The organism is Acinetobacter sp. YH12131, assembly GCF_013418635.1.
Taxonomy (GTDB): Bacteria; Pseudomonadota; Gammaproteobacteria; order Pseudomonadales; family Moraxellaceae; genus Acinetobacter; species Acinetobacter towneri.
Genome location: NZ_VPBQ01000003.1, coordinates 15,670 through 31,569, shown reverse-complemented (window position 1 = coordinate 31,569; position 15,900 = coordinate 15,670). Strand labels below are relative to the sequence as shown.

The window sequence follows — 15,900 nt, the reverse complement described above, 5'->3', positions numbered from 1 at the left end:
GATGAATGATGCTCAATGCGTTGGTGGCTGATGATGGGCAATTTCAATTTGATTTAAAATATAATTGCTCATATTTTTCGCCATTTCTTCTTTGGCAAAATACACTTCACCAATGTTGTCTTTACGAATTACTTCCGCTTCGGCTTTGCTTTCTGCACACACCAAAACCTGAATTTCAGGGTTTAGGGTTTTGGCAATATCCACAATTTTATGAATATCCAGAATGTCCATAGGCGAGAGAACGAGTAGTCGTGCATGTTGAATATGTGCCTGAATCAGTACACCCGCTTCTGTGGCAATGCCGCTGACTGCAGCAATGCCTTTTTCGCGTAAGTCTTCGACAATTTCACGGTTTTCTTCTGCAATCACGACCTTAATATTTTCAGCCATTAAATTTTGAGTAATGCGGCGTCCGACTTCACCATGTCCAACAATCACCACCTGATCACGTAAATAATCTTGAGAAACTTCATCGGGCAGCATGGCTAAAGGGTCATTGCTGCGTTCAAGCAAACGCGCCAAATAAGAGCGTTCCCGAATCCAGTTTTGCACAGGCTCAATCGCAGAAAAAACAAAGGAATTGAGGGTAATTGAAATGAGTGCGCCTGCTAAAATCAGGTTTTGTCCTTCTAGTGACAGCAGTTGTAAAGATACACCTAGCGTTGCCAAAATAAAGGAAAACTCACCAATTTGTGCCAAGCTCGCGCCTACGGTCAAGGCTGTATTGAGTGGATAGCGGAAGAACAAGACCAATGCCATGGCTGCAATGGTTTTACCCACCATGATAATGCCGACGACCGCTAAAACGTGCAGTGGTTCTTCTATCAGAATACGCGGGTCAAACAGCATGCCCACAGCAACGAAAAATAGAATGGAGAAAATTTCACGTAAGGGTAAAGTTTCTTCTTCGGCGCGATGACTGAAATCAGATTCTTTGACCACCATCCCCGCAAAGAACGCCCCAAGTGCCATCGACACGCCAAAGATTTTATAAGCACCAAAGGCAATTGATACCGCAGCAGCGACCACAGTCAGGGTAAACAGTTCCCGCGAGCCTAAGCGAGCCACAATTTGCATAATGAAGGGCACAAGGCGTTTGCCAACAATCAGCATAAAGGCAATAAAGCCTGAAACTTTCAGTAAAGTCAGCCCGAGTGTTAGCCAAATATTTTCATCACTGGCATTGTCGATAGCTTGTCCACCCAGTAATACAGCTGTGGCAGGCAAAAGCACCAATGCTAAGACCATCACTAAGTCTTCAACTAACAACCAGCCTACGGCAATTTTACCGTTCACGGAGTCGAGCAGGCCACGATCACCCAATGCTTTTAAGAGCACAACGGTACTGGCACAAGACAGACTCAAGCCAAAAATTAAGGCAGAACCAAAACTCCAACCCCACATCATCGACACGCCTACACCGAGCAGGGTCGCCACGGCGATCTGCAATACTGCACCAGGCAAAGCAATGCGTCGTACCTGCATTAAATCATTTAGCGAGAAATGCATGCCAACACCGAACATGAGGAACATGACCCCAAGTTCTGCCAATTGGTTGGCAAGATGAATATCTGCCACAATGCCCGGTGTGTTGGGACTAATGATGACACCTGCAATCAGATAGCCCATAAGCGGTGGAAGGCGTAAGCGCGCAGCGATATAGCCAAATACCAGTGCCAAGCTAAAACCAACGGCAAGTAAGATGATGAGTTCTACATCATGAGGCACGAGAAACTCCTAAGCCATGGTGAAGGTGCGGTCAAAAGACTGAAATAAGACAAGCACAAATAGTGCCAAAAAAGAAAACGAGGAAATTTTAACAAGTGAGGCAAAAAAAGTGCAAAAAAAAACGACCTGAATAAGGTCGTTTTTTAAAAAAGCTAAAATTATTTGATTTTAGCTTCTTTGAAAACTACGTGTTGACGGATTTTTGGATCAAATTTTTTGATTTCCATTTTTTCCGGCATAGTACGTTTGTTTTTAGTAGTGGTATAGAAATAACCTGTACCAGCTGTAGAAACTAAGCGAATCTTATCACGCATTGTCCTGACTCCTTACTTAGATCTTTTGACCTTGAGCACGAAGGTCAGCAACAACCTTTTCAATGCCCAATTTGTCGATAATACGCATACCTTTAGTGGTTAAACGAAGACGTACGAAACGTTTTTCGCTTTCTAACCAGAAACGGTGGTTGTGCAGGTTCGGCTCGAACCGGCGCTTAGTTTTGTTGTTGGCGTGTGAGACGTTGTTACCAACGACTGGACGCTTGCCGGTAACTTGGCAAACCTTAGACATGGTGTAACTCCATTGATTTAGCCAACAGCAAATCTGTATGGCCAGTCAAAAATAAACGGATGAATTCATTCAAGGGGCGTTTTATATCAAAAATACGCTTAAAAGACAAGCGATTTTCTTCAAAAACAGCATGAGCGTGTTTGATAGCTCATGCCTTGATCAGTTAACGAAGAAGCGTCTTCGAAATCAATCGATGAATCGGCTTATCAAATGGGGGGAGAATGAACTTCAAGCTGTAAAGCTTCGGATTAGACATTACCGACCGTTCATGTGACAAGCTGAAAAAACCTTCTGGACCGTGATATTTCCCCATGCCCGATGCACCAACACCACCAAATGGTAAGTCATCTTGTGCAACGTGGGTCAATACAGTATTGAGTCCGAAATGCCCTGAATGGGTTCGCTGTGCGACATAGTCGGCACGCGCCTGATCAAAGTCGAAATAGTATAAAGCAAGAGGACGCGGTCGGCTATTAATAAACTCGATTACATCATCAATTTGTTCATATTCTAAGATTGGCAGGACTGGACCAAAGATCTCATTTTGCATAATTTGCATGTCTGGACTGACATTGGTCAGTACCGTTGGTGCCATTTTACGGGTTGCAGCCACATTTTCACTTTGCGGATTAATTTCAATAATATTTGCACCTCGCTCACGTGCATCTTCTAAATAGCCCTGTAAGCGACGATATTGTTTGTCATTAATAATAGAAGTGTAGTCTTGGTTATCACGAATATGCGGATACATTTCGGTCACAAATTGCTCGAAATGCTCCATAAATTCGGCAGTTTTGCCTTTAGGCAAGAACATATAGTCGGGTGCAACACAGGTTTGTCCAGCATTCCAGAGTTTACCTACCGCAATACGCTGCGCTACATCGACCATATCGCTAGATGGATGCACCAAAACAGGGGATTTTCCACCTAGTTCTAAAATGACAGGCACAAGGTTTTGTGACGCGGCAGCCATTACAGTTTTGCCGACTTCGGTAGAGCCTGTGAAAATAATTTTGTCAAAAGGCAAATGACAGAACGCATCGGAAATAATACCGCCGCCATTAATTACTGCCACCAATTCCTGTGGAAATGCTTCGCTCATGGCGTTTTCCAGTACTTTACCAAAATGCGCAGAAGCACTGGAAATTTTGATCATGGCATGGTTGCCTGCAGCCAAAGCACAGATCAGTGGGCCTAAAGACAACAGCAGCGGATAGTTCCAAGGTGCAATAATGCCAATTACCCCTAAAGGTTGATACTGTACCCATGCTTTTGCAGGTTGGTGGATAATACCAACCTGACGTTTAGATGGCTTCATCCAGTCGGTCAGGTTTTTGCTGTAATATTTGATATGTTCCAAGCAGGTAAGTAATTCACCAATTTTGGTTTCTGCAATGGCGCGGTTGCCATAGTCACGGTTAATGGCTTCGGCAAATTGATCCTGATATTTCACAATCACACGTTTTAAGCGGGCTAAGCGTTCAATGCGTTCTTTGGCACTTGGGACAGGATGACGCTGATAGGCATATTTCTGCAATGCCAAAATATCATCCAGACGTTGTAAATCGGGTGAATGTGGGGTCATTGAAGTTGTTTTTGTTTGACTGTTCATGGCATGTTACCATTCAATAAAAGCAATATAAGTTAATTTTTAGAGTATTTACTCTAATCAGTCAAGTGACTTTATGTTTTCATGCCCCCCCAAATTTTAAAGAATGGTTGTTTTTAGGATGTCTCAAACCAAAACGTTGAAAACCAAAGAACGTATTTTGCAATTGAGTTTGCAATTGTTTAACGAGCGTGGTGAGCGTTCGGTAACAACCAATCATATTGCGGCAGAACTGGGCATGAGCCCAGGAAACTTGTATTACCACTTCCGCAATAAGAACGAAATTATTAAAGAGCTGATGGAACAATATCAGCAAGAAACTTTAGAAATGCTGGCTTTGCCTGAAAATCGTGGCTTAGATGCCAATGACAAAATTCGTTATTTTCAGGTTCTCAGTAGTCAGCTGTGGGCTTATCGTTTTTTGCATCGTGATGTCTATCATTTGGTCGAAACCAATGAAGATTTCCGCAAAATGTATCCACGTTTTGCAGGACAGGTCATGCAGCAGGGACAAAAAATTTATCAGGCCTTTGTGGATGCGGGTCTGATGCAAATGACTGAGTCAGAAATTGAAGCCTTGATTATCAATATTTGGATTGTGCTGACCAACTGGACGAACTTCTTATATATGTCGGGTCACATTACCGATTCAAACCATTTGGAAGAAAAATGGATTTGGCAGGCTTTACGTCAAATGCTGTTCCTTGAAGGGGCATATTTACGGGGTGAAAGTCGTGCAACCTATGAGCGTTTACTAGAAACACTAGGCACATCTGAACTGTTTGAGAGTTTATCATCCAGTAAAAATACTCAAGCCGACTAAGAGACTGAGAATGGCTATTTAGAATGTCTGAGAAACGCGCTAGAATACTCGGCTTGTTTTTCAATTTAACCAAGTAGTGACTAAAAACAACATGAATATGACGACTGCGAATACTGCACGTTTACTGATTACCTGTGAAGATAAGCCAGGTATTGTGCAGGCTGTATCGAGCTTTTTGTATCATCAAGGAGCCAACATTACCGCGCTTGATCAATACGCAACAGAAGCTCAGGGCGGGCGTTATTTCATGCGGGTTGAGTTTGAACTGGATCACTTGCAAAGCCGTAAAGAAAGCTTATTGCAAACCTTTGCTTCTAACGTGGCAGAGCGTTATGAAATGCAATGGCGTTTGGCTTTGGTCAGCGATGTGAAAAAAGTCGGCATTTTGGTGTCTAAAGTTGATCATGCTTTGCTCGAACTATTATGGCGTCATTCACGTGGTGGTTTACCATGTGAAATTACCAAAGTGGTGTCGAACCATGACACCTTGCGTGAAGCGGTAGAAAACTTTGGTATTCCGTTTGAAGTAGTGCCTGTTAATAAAGAAAATAAACGTGAAGCTTACGCTAAAATTGATGAATTGATGCAAGGCAATGATTTGTTGGTATTGGCGCGTTATATGCAAATTTTGGATGAAGAGTTTGTCTCTAAGTGGGAAATGAAAGTGATCAATATTCACCATTCATTCCTGCCTGCTTTCGTAGGCGCAAATCCATATAAACAAGCTTATGAAAAAGGCGTAAAACTGATTGGTGCAACTGCACACTATGTAACAGCAGACCTAGATCAAGGTCCGATCATTGAGCAAGATGTAGAGCGTGTAAACCACGACTTTACGGTAGATCAACTGCGTGAATTGGGTCAGGATGTGGAACGTAATGTACTGGCACGTGCAGTTAAATGGCATTTGGAAGACCGTATTATTGTAGATGGCAACAAAACTGTTGTATTTCAATAGGGTAAAAGCTATCTAAAAATCGAATTAAAACATGCCGACATGGCATGTTTTTTTATGCTAAAATTGTAATGTTATAACATTTATTTAAACTGTTTTTAAAATAGCAAATTTATTGGATGATTCACGTTTGTTATTAAAAAATAGTTGCAAATGAAAACACTTCTCATTTATTATTGCGTTACTTTAATTGTGCTAACCGATCAGTTTGATCGTTCGGAACTGTGATGGTTTGGCAATTGCTTTTGAAGGTCGCTGACTTTAATGAACCAATCTCCCAACGCTATGCTACAAATGCCCAATGCCATGAAAAAGAAAGTTGTGACGGCTTTAGCTGTGGTTGCATTAGGTCATGTCGGTGTGTTGTGGGCATTGGGGAAAATGCAAACTCCGACCTTAAAGCCCATAGAAAAAGAACCTTTAAAAGTACGCTTTGTAAAAATTCAAGAACAGCCTAAACCGTTGCCACCGCAACCTAAGGCTGAACCACAGCCTGAAAAACCCAAGCCTCAGCCTGTAAAAGAAGTGCCTGTGGTAGAAAAACCGTTGCCACCGCCACCGAAAAAAGTAGAAAAAGTACAGCAAGTTAAAAAAGCAGAAGCCCCTAAACCCGTGGCGAAGCCCGTAGAAAAACCAGTCGAACGTGTGGTGCAACCTGCACCTGTAGCAACGGTGACTGAAACTAAAGTGGTACAGCCTGCACCGAAACCGACAGTTGCACCTGTTGCGCCAGCACCTGCTCCTGTCGCACCTTCTGCTCCAAAAACAGTGTCGATTGGCGGCTCAGGCGTGCAATGGAGTCGTTCTCCAAAACCTTCTTATACCAATCGTGATTTACAAGGGGAAACCCGTAACGTGGTGGTTCGGATTGAAGCCAATGAAAAAGGCGTGATCACCGATGCTCAAATTACGCGTTCTAGTGGTGTACCTGCTTTAGATCAAAAGATTTTACGCGCAGTGCGTAGTGCAAAATTCAAACCGTACAAAGAAAATGGCGTGGCTTATCCAATTCGTGCTGAGCAGCCTTTTGAATTGACATTGAACCCTAACGGCTAACCTTCAACAGGAGTTCGAGTATGAACTTTTCCGTCTATTGGCAACACGCAGATGCAGTCAGCAAAACGCTGTATTTCGTGTTATTGGCGATGTCGATTGCGACATGGACCATCTTCGCATTACGTTTGATAGGCACGCGCCAATTGAAGCAACAAGCTTATGCTCAACTGTCACAGGCTTTAAATCAGCTTAAAGCAAAACTGGTGCCCTTAAATTTTGAGCAGCGTAAAGCGGTTGCTGAGCAAGCCTTATTGCGTCAAATTTCGGTAGAAAAAGCATCGGCAGAAAAAGGCGTATCGGTACTGGGTACAATTGCGTCATTAGCACCGTTTGTGGGTTTATTTGGTACAGTTTGGGGTATTTTCCATGCACTCGTTGCGGTTGGAAAAAGCGGTCAGGCGGGATTGGCTCAAGTGGCAACGCCTGTTGGTGAAGCGTTGATTATGACGGGCTTCGGTTTGGCGGTGGCGATTCCTGCCGTGATTGCTTACAACATTTGTTCGCGTGTGAACCGTACCTTATCTACAAATTTGCAAGATCATGCACATAGTTTGTTGATTGACACCATGTTGCAACAAGATTCTTCTGTTCAAAGAACTGAAGTGAATGCAACACAACAAAGTTTAGTGGGAGGTCAGGTTTAATGGCTTTTCAATTGGGTGAAGACAACGATTCAGGCATGAATGAGATGAACCTTATTCCCCTGATCGACATTATGTTGGTATTGATGATCATCTTTTTGGTGACAGCGACCGTTGCCAACCCATCTATACCATTAACCTTACCGCAAACCAGCGCAGAAATTGTTGATTTACCGCCTGAGCAAATTCAGGTCAGTATCAATGCCAATGGTGAAGTGGCGTGGGATGATCAAATCATTAGTTTAGATGAGTTGCAAACCCGCTTTAATGATGCTAGTCAGCAAGCTCAACAGCCAACCGTGGTGTTAAGAGCAGATAAAGATGCGCGTTATGATACTGTGGCGCAAGTGATGTCACGTGCGAGTGAAGCCGGACTCAGTGATATTGCTTTCGCAACAGATGATTAAGTTAATCCTTAAAAATTAGCGATCTATTTAGGTCGCTTTTTTTATGCAAAGTCGCACATAATGCCAAAACTCCTCAAGTACTCAATGATGTTGAATATCCAAAAGATTTAGGTTGAGTCCGCTGCTTACTTTAAAGTCTATTTTTTATCTCAGATCAGGTTCAGCCATGAGTTCACGCCAAGCACTTGATGCAAAAGCCAGCAGTATGATGCTAATTTTGTGTGTTTTTTGGGGTCTGCAACAAGTGGTGCTAAAAGTTGCTGCGGCAGATATTTCACCCTTGATGCAATTGGCACTGCGTTCAGGCTTGTCTGCTGTGATGGTGTTGCCTTTGTTATTGCTTGCAAGAAATACACAATGGGCTTCGACTGAATATCTGCCTGCAGGCATATTGGTGGGTATTTTATTTGCCGCAGAATTTTTTATGTTAGGGCAGGCGATTCAATATACTTCTGCGTCGCATGTGGTGGTTTTACTATATACCGCGCCTATTTTTGTGGCTTTAGCGTTGCATTGGAAACTACCTGCAGAGCGTTTATCTCGCTTGCAATGGGGCGGGATTCTGTTGTCTTTTGCTGGCATAGCGGTGACTTTTTTATGGCGTGATACTGTGCAACAAGAGAGCCACCAAAACTTCAGCCAGATGCTTTTTGGCGATTTACTTGCGCTGAGTGCAGGCATACTTTGGGCAGCCACAACTGTTGCGGTACGTCTAAGTAGTTTATCGGAAGCCCCTGCAACACAAACTTTGTTTTACCAATTGATGGGTGGTTTTTTGATTTTACTGCCGATGGCATGGTGGATGGGACAGGCTGAAATTCATTGGACAGCTTTAGCCATAGGCAGTTTGATTTTTCATGCGGTATTGATTTCGTTTATTAGCTATCTCGCTTGGTTTTGGTTGCTGAAACAATATTTAGCATCCAGTTTAGGCGTGTTTTCATTTTTAACGCCATTATTTGGCGTATTGTTTGGTGTATGGTTGTTGAATGAAAGCTTGAGCCAAAGTTTTATGATTGGGGCTGTTTTGGTCATGCTGGGGGTGTTGATGGTGAATGCTCAATGTTGGTTTAAACATAAAACCCAAGTACTAAAAAGAAAATAAGTATTTGCAGCTTTTCCATGAACTTGAGCAAGACTCAACATCAGCAATGTTGTCATGTAAAAATCATCTTCAAATAACCTAGTAGCTCAATACGGGTTTAAATTTGAAGATGGGTGATATTTAAAATCTAGCGAGCGCGTACAAGATTATTTTTCTTCAAAAATCTTAGAGAGCGGAATCGACAATTTGGCAGCCAAATAGTCATCGGTTTCACTGAGTACGGGGCCAAGTTTTTGCATCCATTCATCATCAGGATAGACATTGGCCAAGTCCTGACGACGTGGCAATGAATACGGTAGCTGTGAATAAAAACTCCAAAAATCTACCTGAGATAAATTGCGCACCAAAACAAATTCATCATTTTCAGTACGTTTAATTAAATTTTGTTGTTCTAGCATCAGCACATAAGACGGCCAGCGCCCAATTTCATTACGTCCCAATACATCTAAGGCTTCAGCTTCAGTGACACTTTCTCCGCGCATTTGTTTTTTGTAAAACAATTCCAGTAAGTCCAATAGCATGAGCAGCGGATGGCATTTTTTTTCGCGACTGGCTTCAAAAGCGGTCAAGGCATAACTAATTTCAACACCTAACAGCACAATATTCCAAGACAGGAAAATCCACAGTAAGAAAATAGGTACGGCAGCAAAAGCACCATAAATAATTTCATAACTGGTGAAGTTGGACATAATAAAACCAAACAGGTTTTTCAAAAATTCAAATACAACAGCACTGAAACCCCCCGCAATTAATGCGGCTTTAATAGGTACACTGCGGTTGGGAATGGTCCAATTCAGAATAAAAAAACCTAAAATGGTTAGGGCAAATGAAATCAGCCATAAAATAAATGCGCCATTGAGTTCATAACCTGCAAAGTTATTACTCAGCACATTCATAGATGCCAAAGTTGAGGAAATGACAAAAGCACTGCCCAGTAAAATAGGGCCTAATGAGATAATGGTCCAGTAACGCATAAAACCCATAATGCCGCCACGGGTTTCCTTAACCCGCCAAATTCGGTTAAACACAGTTTCAATACTGGTCAGCATCATCACCGTGGTCACGAATAAAAACAAAATCCCGATGACGGTTAAGTTGCTAGATTTGTCGGTAAAGGCATTTAAGGCTTTATCAAAGGCGATGGTGGTTTTAGGTAAAAAGTTGCTGTAAATCAGTTGTTGTAATTGTTGCCGTGCAGGTTCGAGTGCCTTAATGGATGAGATGATCACCAAAAATACGGTGAGCATAGGTACAACGGCAAACAGGGTAGTGTAGGTTAAAGAGCCTGCTTGTTCACGGCAGCGATCTGCTTCAAAGCGACGCAGCACAAATAAGACAAATTGAAACCATTGTTTGTCATAAAAAGGCAGTTTCTTTAAATACTCAACGATCATACAGTGGCTGTCTCAACTTTTTTAATCATCTTTATCTGTTTTCATGGTTAAGCTTAACCAAAAAAGCAGCAAAATACCGTATAGTTTTCATTTTTAGTCTGATTTCTTAGCATGATGCAAGCATATATTCTGGTTTTGTACTTTAGTAAATATGGTTCTACCAAAGAAATGGCACATTTAATTGCCAACGGGGTAGAGGCTAGTGGCATGCCCGTTAAAATTAGAACTGTGCCAAATATCTCGACCGTGGTGCAACAAGCCGAGCCAAGTATTCCTGCCGAAGGTGATATTTATTGTACTTTGGATGACTTGGCCAATTGTGCAGGTTTGGCTTTAGGTTCACCTACACGTTTTGGCAATATGGCATCTGAAATGAAATATTTCTGGGATCAAACCACTAGTCTGTGGCTGAATGGCGCATTGCACAATAAACCTGCCTGCGTTTTTACCTCATCGGGTTCGATGCATGGTGGACAGGAAAGTACCTTATTGACCATGTTGCCGCCATTGTTTCACCACGGAATGATGATTATGGGATTGCATAATGCGCATCCTGCTTTATCAAATACCAAAACGGGCGGTACGCCGTATGGTGCAACGCATGTGAGCGGCCCGCGCCACGATCAGGCTTTGAGTCAGGATGAAAAAATCCTTTGTGAAGCGCAAGGACAACGCCTAGGTGAAATGGTAAAAAAATTACAGGGCATGTGAGATTCTTTCTTTAATTAAGATGAAGCGTAAAATGTGGATATCGTTTTACGCTTTTATCTTTTGTACTTGAATTCGATTGGCTTATGTAGCATTGAGCGTGCTAAAAAATAAGTTCACTTTTCACCTAAAATCACCATTTGCAGTGATATTCAGTTTTTCTCTTTTCACGTCTAATAACCGCTTTAAAAGCAGAGTTTTCTGTCACGGTTCACGCAGCATTTTTTTTGCAGGCTAGGGTCTGTTGACATTTCATAAATGGCTTGCGCTGTAGGCTAAAACTGAGCAGATCAGGCATGAAACGCAAGGAATAGCGAGATTATTGCTAAGTTTCATAACGCAATCTGAGAAAGTTTTAGCCACAGCCTTTCGGGGCGAGCATATTTTTTGCTGCTATTGCGTTATGTGCCAGTCATTTAGAATGACTAAATTTCCTGTCCCATGCCTTATATCAGCTAAAAAACCTTGCGAGATATATCTCTCATGCCGCAAACATAGACGAATTGTCAACAGACCCTAATGTATTGAGCACAACGGACTGCTGTAAAAATGAGAGATTGAGGAAAGTGAAAATGAATAAGTGGATGCTGATTGGGTTAGGTCTAATGAGTTTAGGGTGTTCATGGTCGAGTGTTGCAGCGACTGAAATTGTGCATAGTCTGAGTTTTTCAGAAGAACAACGTATTGAAAAACAACCTGCGGAAGCACAGTATTTAGCGGCACAAAAAACTGTGATGACTTCTGCAAGCAGCACTGCAAAATAAAAAGATGCAATCAAAAAGTGCTGCAATGTGCAGCACTTTTTTTGAAATTGATTTAGGGTTACTTAGAGTTGCTTGGCTGTTTCAACTTTTCTTTAAAGCGGTGTTTACATTTGAGGCATTGAAAATCTAGAAAAATATTCTGATCAACAATTACACCTGCTTTTTTACCAAAGCGATGCCCAAGAAAACCACCTGTGATTCCCACGCTAATTGCCCCGACAAATGTTCCAATGGTGCCGCCCATAATCACGCCCAATGGCCCTGCGGCTGTACCAATTGCCGCACCAATAGAAGCTCCCGAAGCTGCGCCGCCCACAGTACCTGCTGCTGTACCTGCAGAGCCTAATAACACGCCACCAATTTTTTGTAAGTTTTGTTGATGGTTGCGTTTTTCAACTTGAGTTGAACCACATTTCGGACAGGTGATACTGTGTTGCATCAACGGATTGTCTTGTGTCATGACTGTAAATTGCCTTATGCTCATGCCGCATGCATCAATGCACGCAGACGATCTAAAAAGTGCTGTCTAGAGCTGCAATCAGAAAAACTAGACTGCTGAATCACTGTTATTTCAAGTGCAGAATGGCGTAGCGCGGCTATTTTGTAAATTCAATATATGTAAATGAGTTGTTTAAGTTTAAAAAAAGCATAAAAAAAAGAGCGCCTAAGCACTCTTTGATCATCGGGTTTAAATGATGAACCAACATCAGTTTTAATCGACCTTAATCGCGTACAAATTCAACTGTACCGTTTGCCAAAGACATTACTCGTGCCAATGATTCAACGCGATAGCCTTTTTCAAGCAATAATTCACGACCCGGCTGGAATGACTTTTCAATCACAATCCCAATACCCACGACTTCTGCATTGGCTTGATGGATTAAATCTGCTAAACCGAGTGCAGCTTGACCATTTGCCAAAAAGTCATCAATCACCAAGACTTTGTCGCTAGCGCTAATATGTTTGTTTGAAATGGCAATCGTGCTTTCAGTTTGCTTGGTAAATGAAAATACTTTAGAGCGGTATAAATCATCTTTTAAGGTTAAAGATTGATATTTACGTGCAAAAATTACAGGTACACCAAGCTCTAAACCTGCCATCACAGCTGGTGCAATGCCAGAAGCTTCGATGGTAATAATTTTGGTGATGCCTGCATCTTTAAACAAACGCGCAAATTCTTGACCAATTTGCTGCATCATCACAGGGTCAATTTGATGGTTTAAGAAAGAGTCGACTTTTAGAACCGCTTCAGATAGAACGATACCTTCGGCTAAAATTTTCTGTTCTAGTGCATGCACGGGAGAATCCTCAAGAGCAGGTGCTTTTCAAAGCAAAAGCGTATTTTAAAAAGCACCTGAAAAAATGCAAGAACAATTTACCAAATGGTGAATAACTGCCAAGCTTTGCTCAGTAGTTATATTCTAAATTAGTTGGTCGGGCCTTTATAGCCTGTGAGTAATAATCCATAAGACTTGTCTTTGTCTTGGTGGGTAACTTTGACAGGCAAGTAGTCAAGTTTTGGTGCCAACCAGAAAATCGTATCACGGTTTGGTTTGTTGTGTTTCAGCACCACTTTAATGGTATCAAAAGTACCATAACTGGTTTTGATTTTTTCTGAACCTTGCTTAATAAAGCGACGTGATTCCACCTCTTTATTATCGGCAATATAGTAGCTCGATTTTAAACCGCCACTTTTTAAGTCTTCACGGATTTGCAGTTCCGCATTCAACTCATCCAACACGCCCGCTTTCCACGCAAAAGAACGGGTGTCGCTGTCCTTTTTGGTGTTAATGGTTTTCGCCGAAGGATTGAAGTTAATACTCATGGTGTTGTTATGCACCAAAATCTTACTGCTGCGGCTAAAGCTAGATGAGCCAATTTTGCCATTATTAAAACTAAAACGGCTAGTTTCTGTAGCAGAGGCAATCACGCCTGCTTTGGCAGCAAACACATAACTCCATTGGTTACCTGTTTGGCTTAAAGTACGTGTTGCAGAACCTAAGTTTTTACCATTGTAGTTAAATTGATAACTGGCTTGGAAAGGACTCATGGCAAATGTTTGGCTAGAGAAACCAGCCAAAAACAGTGCTGTAGACACACCGGCTGCCATACCCATTTTTTTCAATACATGATTTGCCATTGCTGAGATATTTCCTCTGTATGTAGGGAGATGCAATTTGCTTGCTTGTTGCCATTATACGCGTTGAATATGAAGAGAAAATTAGGAATTATGCGGCTTGTGTAGTTTTCCTGTATGTATTCTCTTCTAAAGTTTCAGCTTAGCTTTATTTTTGTTTCAGCGGTGTGACTTGCGTATCTGCAAGAGATTCTTCCACATCTTCTAGTCTTTCTTCAGACATTTTGCGGAACAACGCCGTTAAATTGACGTTGCCAGTGAGCACCAATTCCGCTTCACGTAATACCGCATGATTCACATGAACTTTGCTGAGTGTGTCAATGATAGAGCGGCTTTTGCCCAACCAGCGATTTAAATCTAAATGCAGCAAATCATCTTTGACTTTAATGACTTTGAGTTTTTCTAAAATCATGCCTAAAGGGTCATCATTGCGTATTTTTTGATAGTAAAATAAAGCGCACTTCACAGCGATTTTATGCAAAAAACTTGGATAACTTGCTTCAATCACCTGCGTGTCACTAATTTGTTCAAACACAATCAGCTGAGTATCTTTATTCAATTCCATCTGTACTAATTTTAAATCGACAGACAGAGTGATGTTCAAGCCGTTGTAATCTAGGGTTGCATAAAGACGTAACCAGTCGTCGTGTAAGTCTGCGTGCAGATCTTGCAACATTTTCACATTATCGGTCACAAAGCGCTGAAAAGTCGCATTTAAGAAGACCTGAGATAATGGAAATTCACGTTCATCCTCAATAAATCCTTCCGCTTTTTGGTACACTTGACGGATACGTTGAGAGATATTGGTGATCAGGGTTTGCATACGGCCGTCCAAGTCGTTCATTCATTCTTTACAGATACAAATATTTTGTCGAATTGTATTAAAAATACAGGCATAGAAGCTTGCAGTTTAGCAAAATAAGTTGCACCATTTTTAAGATTTTAAGGCTCAGTAGTCAGCTTTTTGATGAACTTCGCAGTTTTGCAGAAAAGCAAAAACTGAGCAAAGTAATATGCTCTTTAGTTTATACCGCATTTGGCGGCTTGGGGAATCAGACGTTTTGTCGGATTAATGTGATGCTAAAAAAAATTCAATTGATGCCTTCTACGCAAGATTGGTGGAAAGATCCTATTTTTGCTGCAGCGTTGCTGGTGGCTGCTGTATTGCACGCATTAATTTTGGCCGTGCAGTTTGCTGCACCGCAACAAAGCGATGCTGCGGTCAAAGAGATTGCGGTATCGGTACGAATGAGTGATACAAAAGTTGAAGATGCAGACTTTTTAGCACAGGCCGATCAGCAAGGTTCGGGGACTTTTCGAGAAGAACATCGCATGTCGAGTGATATGCCTGCACCCATGACTGAACAAAGTGCAGGGGAGCAGCAATTGGAAAGTTTAGAGCGTATGCAGCAACAGCGCGAATTAAACTTTGAAGAAAAAGTGTTGATGACCACGCTTAGTTGGCAAAAGCAGGCTGCAGAAAATCAGCGCAAAAAAGCCATGCAGGAATTGAATAGTCAGTTTCAGGCCAAGGCGGCCATGGTTGCCAGTATTGAAGCGCAATATTTACAACGCCAACAAAACTTTAGCCGTCAGCAAAAAATTAAAACCATTGATGGAATTCAGGCCAAGCAAGATAACACTGCGGGCTATATGGAAAAATTCCGTCAAAAAGTCGAGTTTTATGGCAACCGCTATTACCCCGAACAGGCCAAAGCACAGAATTTAGCGGGTGAGGTGCATTTAATGGTAGTTTTAAACAGCAATGGTGGGATTCGTGCCATTCGTTTAATTGAAAGTTCAGGTCATGCCATGTTGGATGAAGCAGCGAAGGCTTCGGTGCGTAAGGCTGCACCTTTTGGCGCATTCGATGCGAAAATGAAAGATATTTCTGAATTACGGATTGTGCGGACGTGGCGCTTTGACCCTGCTGAAGCTGAGTTTGAGGTGCGTTAATGATTATTCACCTCCCCCTAACCCTCTCCTGAAAGGAGAGGGAATTTTGT

Annotated in this window: 18 protein-coding genes; 9 read left to right on the top strand and 9 right to left on the bottom strand. The window is 42.0% G+C overall.

Going from position 1 to position 15,900, the window contains the following annotated elements; all coding sequences use genetic code 11:
* Positions 1-12 precede the first annotated feature (12 nt).
* From FTU66_RS02960 to FTU66_RS02945, 4 genes are all read right to left on the bottom strand, one after another.
* On the bottom strand, positions 13-1,728 hold the full coding sequence (locus FTU66_RS02960; RefSeq protein WP_154321057.1) for a cation:proton antiporter: 1,716 nt from the start codon (positions 1,726-1,728) through the stop codon (positions 13-15).
* 158 nt (positions 1,729-1,886) lie between these two features.
* On the bottom strand, positions 1,887-2,042 hold the full coding sequence (rpmG, locus tag FTU66_RS02955; protein ID WP_004976146.1) for a 50S ribosomal protein L33: 156 nt from the start codon (positions 2,040-2,042) through the stop codon (positions 1,887-1,889).
* 16 nt (positions 2,043-2,058) lie between these two features.
* The gene (rpmB, locus tag FTU66_RS02950) at positions 2,059-2,295 is read right to left on the bottom strand and encodes a 50S ribosomal protein L28 (protein WP_004976147.1); all 237 of its coding nucleotides are present in this window, start codon (positions 2,293-2,295) and stop codon (positions 2,059-2,061) included.
* Positions 2,296-2,458: 163 nt separating this feature from the next.
* Positions 2,459-3,907, bottom strand: coding sequence for a coniferyl aldehyde dehydrogenase (locus tag FTU66_RS02945; protein ID WP_004976148.1), 1,449 nt, complete (start codon positions 3,905-3,907; stop codon positions 2,459-2,461).
* A 118-nt stretch (positions 3,908-4,025) separates the two neighbouring features.
* Between FTU66_RS02945 and FTU66_RS02940 the strand changes: the two genes are divergently transcribed.
* The 6 genes from FTU66_RS02940 (at position 4,026) to FTU66_RS02915 (ending at position 8,891) form a co-directional block, all read left to right on the top strand.
* Complete coding sequence (locus tag FTU66_RS02940; RefSeq protein WP_004976150.1) at positions 4,026-4,727, top strand: TetR/AcrR family transcriptional regulator; 702 nt, start codon at positions 4,026-4,028, stop codon at positions 4,725-4,727.
* 91 nt (positions 4,728-4,818) lie between these two features.
* A complete protein-coding gene (purU, locus tag FTU66_RS02935) occupies positions 4,819-5,685 on the top strand; it encodes a formyltetrahydrofolate deformylase (RefSeq protein WP_004976151.1) in 867 nt (288 codons plus the stop codon).
* Between the two features lie 261 nt (positions 5,686-5,946).
* The gene (locus FTU66_RS02930) at positions 5,947-6,738 is read left to right on the top strand and encodes an energy transducer TonB (protein ID WP_180112271.1); all 792 of its coding nucleotides are present in this window, start codon (positions 5,947-5,949) and stop codon (positions 6,736-6,738) included.
* A gap of 20 nt (positions 6,739-6,758) precedes the next feature.
* Positions 6,759-7,382, top strand: a complete 624-nt coding sequence (locus FTU66_RS02925; protein ID WP_096901723.1) for a MotA/TolQ/ExbB proton channel family protein — start codon at positions 6,759-6,761, stop codon at positions 7,380-7,382.
* Complete coding sequence (locus tag FTU66_RS02920; protein ID WP_004976158.1) at positions 7,382-7,786, top strand: biopolymer transporter ExbD; 405 nt, start codon at positions 7,382-7,384, stop codon at positions 7,784-7,786. The genes FTU66_RS02925 and FTU66_RS02920 overlap by 1 nt, the downstream gene beginning before the upstream one ends.
* Before the next feature lie 166 nt (positions 7,787-7,952).
* A complete protein-coding gene (locus tag FTU66_RS02915) occupies positions 7,953-8,891 on the top strand; it encodes a DMT family transporter (protein ID WP_096901725.1) in 939 nt (312 codons plus the stop codon).
* A gap of 146 nt (positions 8,892-9,037) precedes the next feature.
* Here FTU66_RS02915 and FTU66_RS02910 read toward each other — a convergent pair whose 3' ends face one another.
* Entirely contained in the window at positions 9,038-10,285 is a 1,248-nt protein-coding gene (locus FTU66_RS02910) for a YihY family inner membrane protein (protein ID WP_178866098.1), read from the bottom strand.
* Between the two features lie 114 nt (positions 10,286-10,399).
* Here FTU66_RS02910 and wrbA point away from each other — a divergent pair, with 114 nt between their 5' ends.
* Together wrbA and FTU66_RS02900 are read left to right on the top strand one after the other, a co-directional pair.
* Positions 10,400-10,996: an NAD(P)H:quinone oxidoreductase gene (gene wrbA, locus FTU66_RS02905; RefSeq protein ID WP_026438329.1), complete on the top strand. Its 597-nt coding sequence runs from the start codon at positions 10,400-10,402 to the stop codon at positions 10,994-10,996.
* A 569-nt stretch (positions 10,997-11,565) separates the two neighbouring features.
* Entirely contained in the window at positions 11,566-11,757 is a 192-nt protein-coding gene (locus FTU66_RS02900; protein ID WP_179989432.1) for a hypothetical protein, read from the top strand.
* A gap of 58 nt (positions 11,758-11,815) precedes the next feature.
* On the opposite strand, the gene FTU66_RS02895 is transcribed toward FTU66_RS02900, so the two are convergent.
* The 4 genes from FTU66_RS02895 to FTU66_RS02880 all read right to left on the bottom strand — a co-directional run bounded on the left by FTU66_RS02895 (position 11,816) and on the right by FTU66_RS02880 (position 14,717).
* Positions 11,816-12,217, bottom strand: coding sequence for a hypothetical protein (locus FTU66_RS02895; RefSeq protein WP_179989430.1), 402 nt, complete (start codon positions 12,215-12,217; stop codon positions 11,816-11,818).
* Positions 12,218-12,479: 262 nt separating this feature from the next.
* The gene (locus tag FTU66_RS02890) at positions 12,480-13,055 is read right to left on the bottom strand and encodes a xanthine phosphoribosyltransferase (RefSeq protein WP_180112270.1); all 576 of its coding nucleotides are present in this window, start codon (positions 13,053-13,055) and stop codon (positions 12,480-12,482) included.
* Positions 13,056-13,183: 128 nt separating this feature from the next.
* Positions 13,184-13,897, bottom strand: coding sequence for a DUF3108 domain-containing protein (locus FTU66_RS02885; RefSeq protein WP_004976176.1), 714 nt, complete (start codon positions 13,895-13,897; stop codon positions 13,184-13,186).
* A gap of 145 nt (positions 13,898-14,042) precedes the next feature.
* Complete coding sequence (locus tag FTU66_RS02880; RefSeq protein ID WP_004976182.1) at positions 14,043-14,717, bottom strand: hypothetical protein; 675 nt, start codon at positions 14,715-14,717, stop codon at positions 14,043-14,045.
* Positions 14,718-14,992: 275 nt separating this feature from the next.
* On the opposite strand from FTU66_RS02880, the gene FTU66_RS02875 reads away from it, so the two are divergent.
* Positions 14,993-15,850, top strand: coding sequence for an energy transducer TonB (locus tag FTU66_RS02875; protein WP_218949284.1), 858 nt, complete (start codon positions 14,993-14,995; stop codon positions 15,848-15,850).
* Positions 15,851-15,900 lie beyond the last annotated feature (50 nt).

What these genes read in the sequence shown, in the direction of transcription:
- FTU66_RS02915 (WP_096901725.1), top strand. Translation starts at nt 7,953, where the DNA reads ATGAGTTCACGCCAAGCACTTGATGCAAAAGCCAGCAGTATGATGCTA.
- FTU66_RS02900 (WP_179989432.1), top strand. Translation starts at nt 11,566, where the DNA reads ATGAATAAGTGGATGCTGATTGGGTTAGGTCTAATGAGTTTAGGGTGT.
- FTU66_RS02940 (WP_004976150.1), top strand. Translation starts at nt 4,026, where the DNA reads ATGTCTCAAACCAAAACGTTGAAAACCAAAGAACGTATTTTGCAATTG.
- FTU66_RS02910 (WP_178866098.1), bottom strand. Translation starts at nt 10,285, where the DNA reads ATGATCGTTGAGTATTTAAAGAAACTGCCTTTTTATGACAAACAATGG.
- wrbA (WP_026438329.1), top strand. Translation starts at nt 10,400, where the DNA reads ATGCAAGCATATATTCTGGTTTTGTACTTTAGTAAATATGGTTCTACC.
- rpmG (WP_004976146.1), bottom strand. Translation starts at nt 2,042, where the DNA reads ATGCGTGATAAGATTCGCTTAGTTTCTACAGCTGGTACAGGTTATTTC.
- FTU66_RS02925 (WP_096901723.1), top strand. Translation starts at nt 6,759, where the DNA reads ATGAACTTTTCCGTCTATTGGCAACACGCAGATGCAGTCAGCAAAACG.
- FTU66_RS02945 (WP_004976148.1), bottom strand. Translation starts at nt 3,907, where the DNA reads ATGAACAGTCAAACAAAAACAACTTCAATGACCCCACATTCACCCGAT.
- FTU66_RS02885 (WP_004976176.1), bottom strand. Translation starts at nt 13,897, where the DNA reads ATGGCAAATCATGTATTGAAAAAAATGGGTATGGCAGCCGGTGTGTCT.
- rpmB (WP_004976147.1), bottom strand. Translation starts at nt 2,295, where the DNA reads ATGTCTAAGGTTTGCCAAGTTACCGGCAAGCGTCCAGTCGTTGGTAAC.
- FTU66_RS02920 (WP_004976158.1), top strand. Translation starts at nt 7,382, where the DNA reads ATGGCTTTTCAATTGGGTGAAGACAACGATTCAGGCATGAATGAGATG.
- FTU66_RS02880 (WP_004976182.1), bottom strand. Translation starts at nt 14,717, where the DNA reads ATGCAAACCCTGATCACCAATATCTCTCAACGTATCCGTCAAGTGTAC.
- purU (WP_004976151.1), top strand. Translation starts at nt 4,819, where the DNA reads ATGAATATGACGACTGCGAATACTGCACGTTTACTGATTACCTGTGAA.
- FTU66_RS02930 (WP_180112271.1), top strand. Translation starts at nt 5,947, where the DNA reads ATGAACCAATCTCCCAACGCTATGCTACAAATGCCCAATGCCATGAAA.
- FTU66_RS02895 (WP_179989430.1), bottom strand. Translation starts at nt 12,217, where the DNA reads ATGACACAAGACAATCCGTTGATGCAACACAGTATCACCTGTCCGAAA.
- FTU66_RS02875 (WP_218949284.1), top strand. Translation starts at nt 14,993, where the DNA reads ATGCCTTCTACGCAAGATTGGTGGAAAGATCCTATTTTTGCTGCAGCG.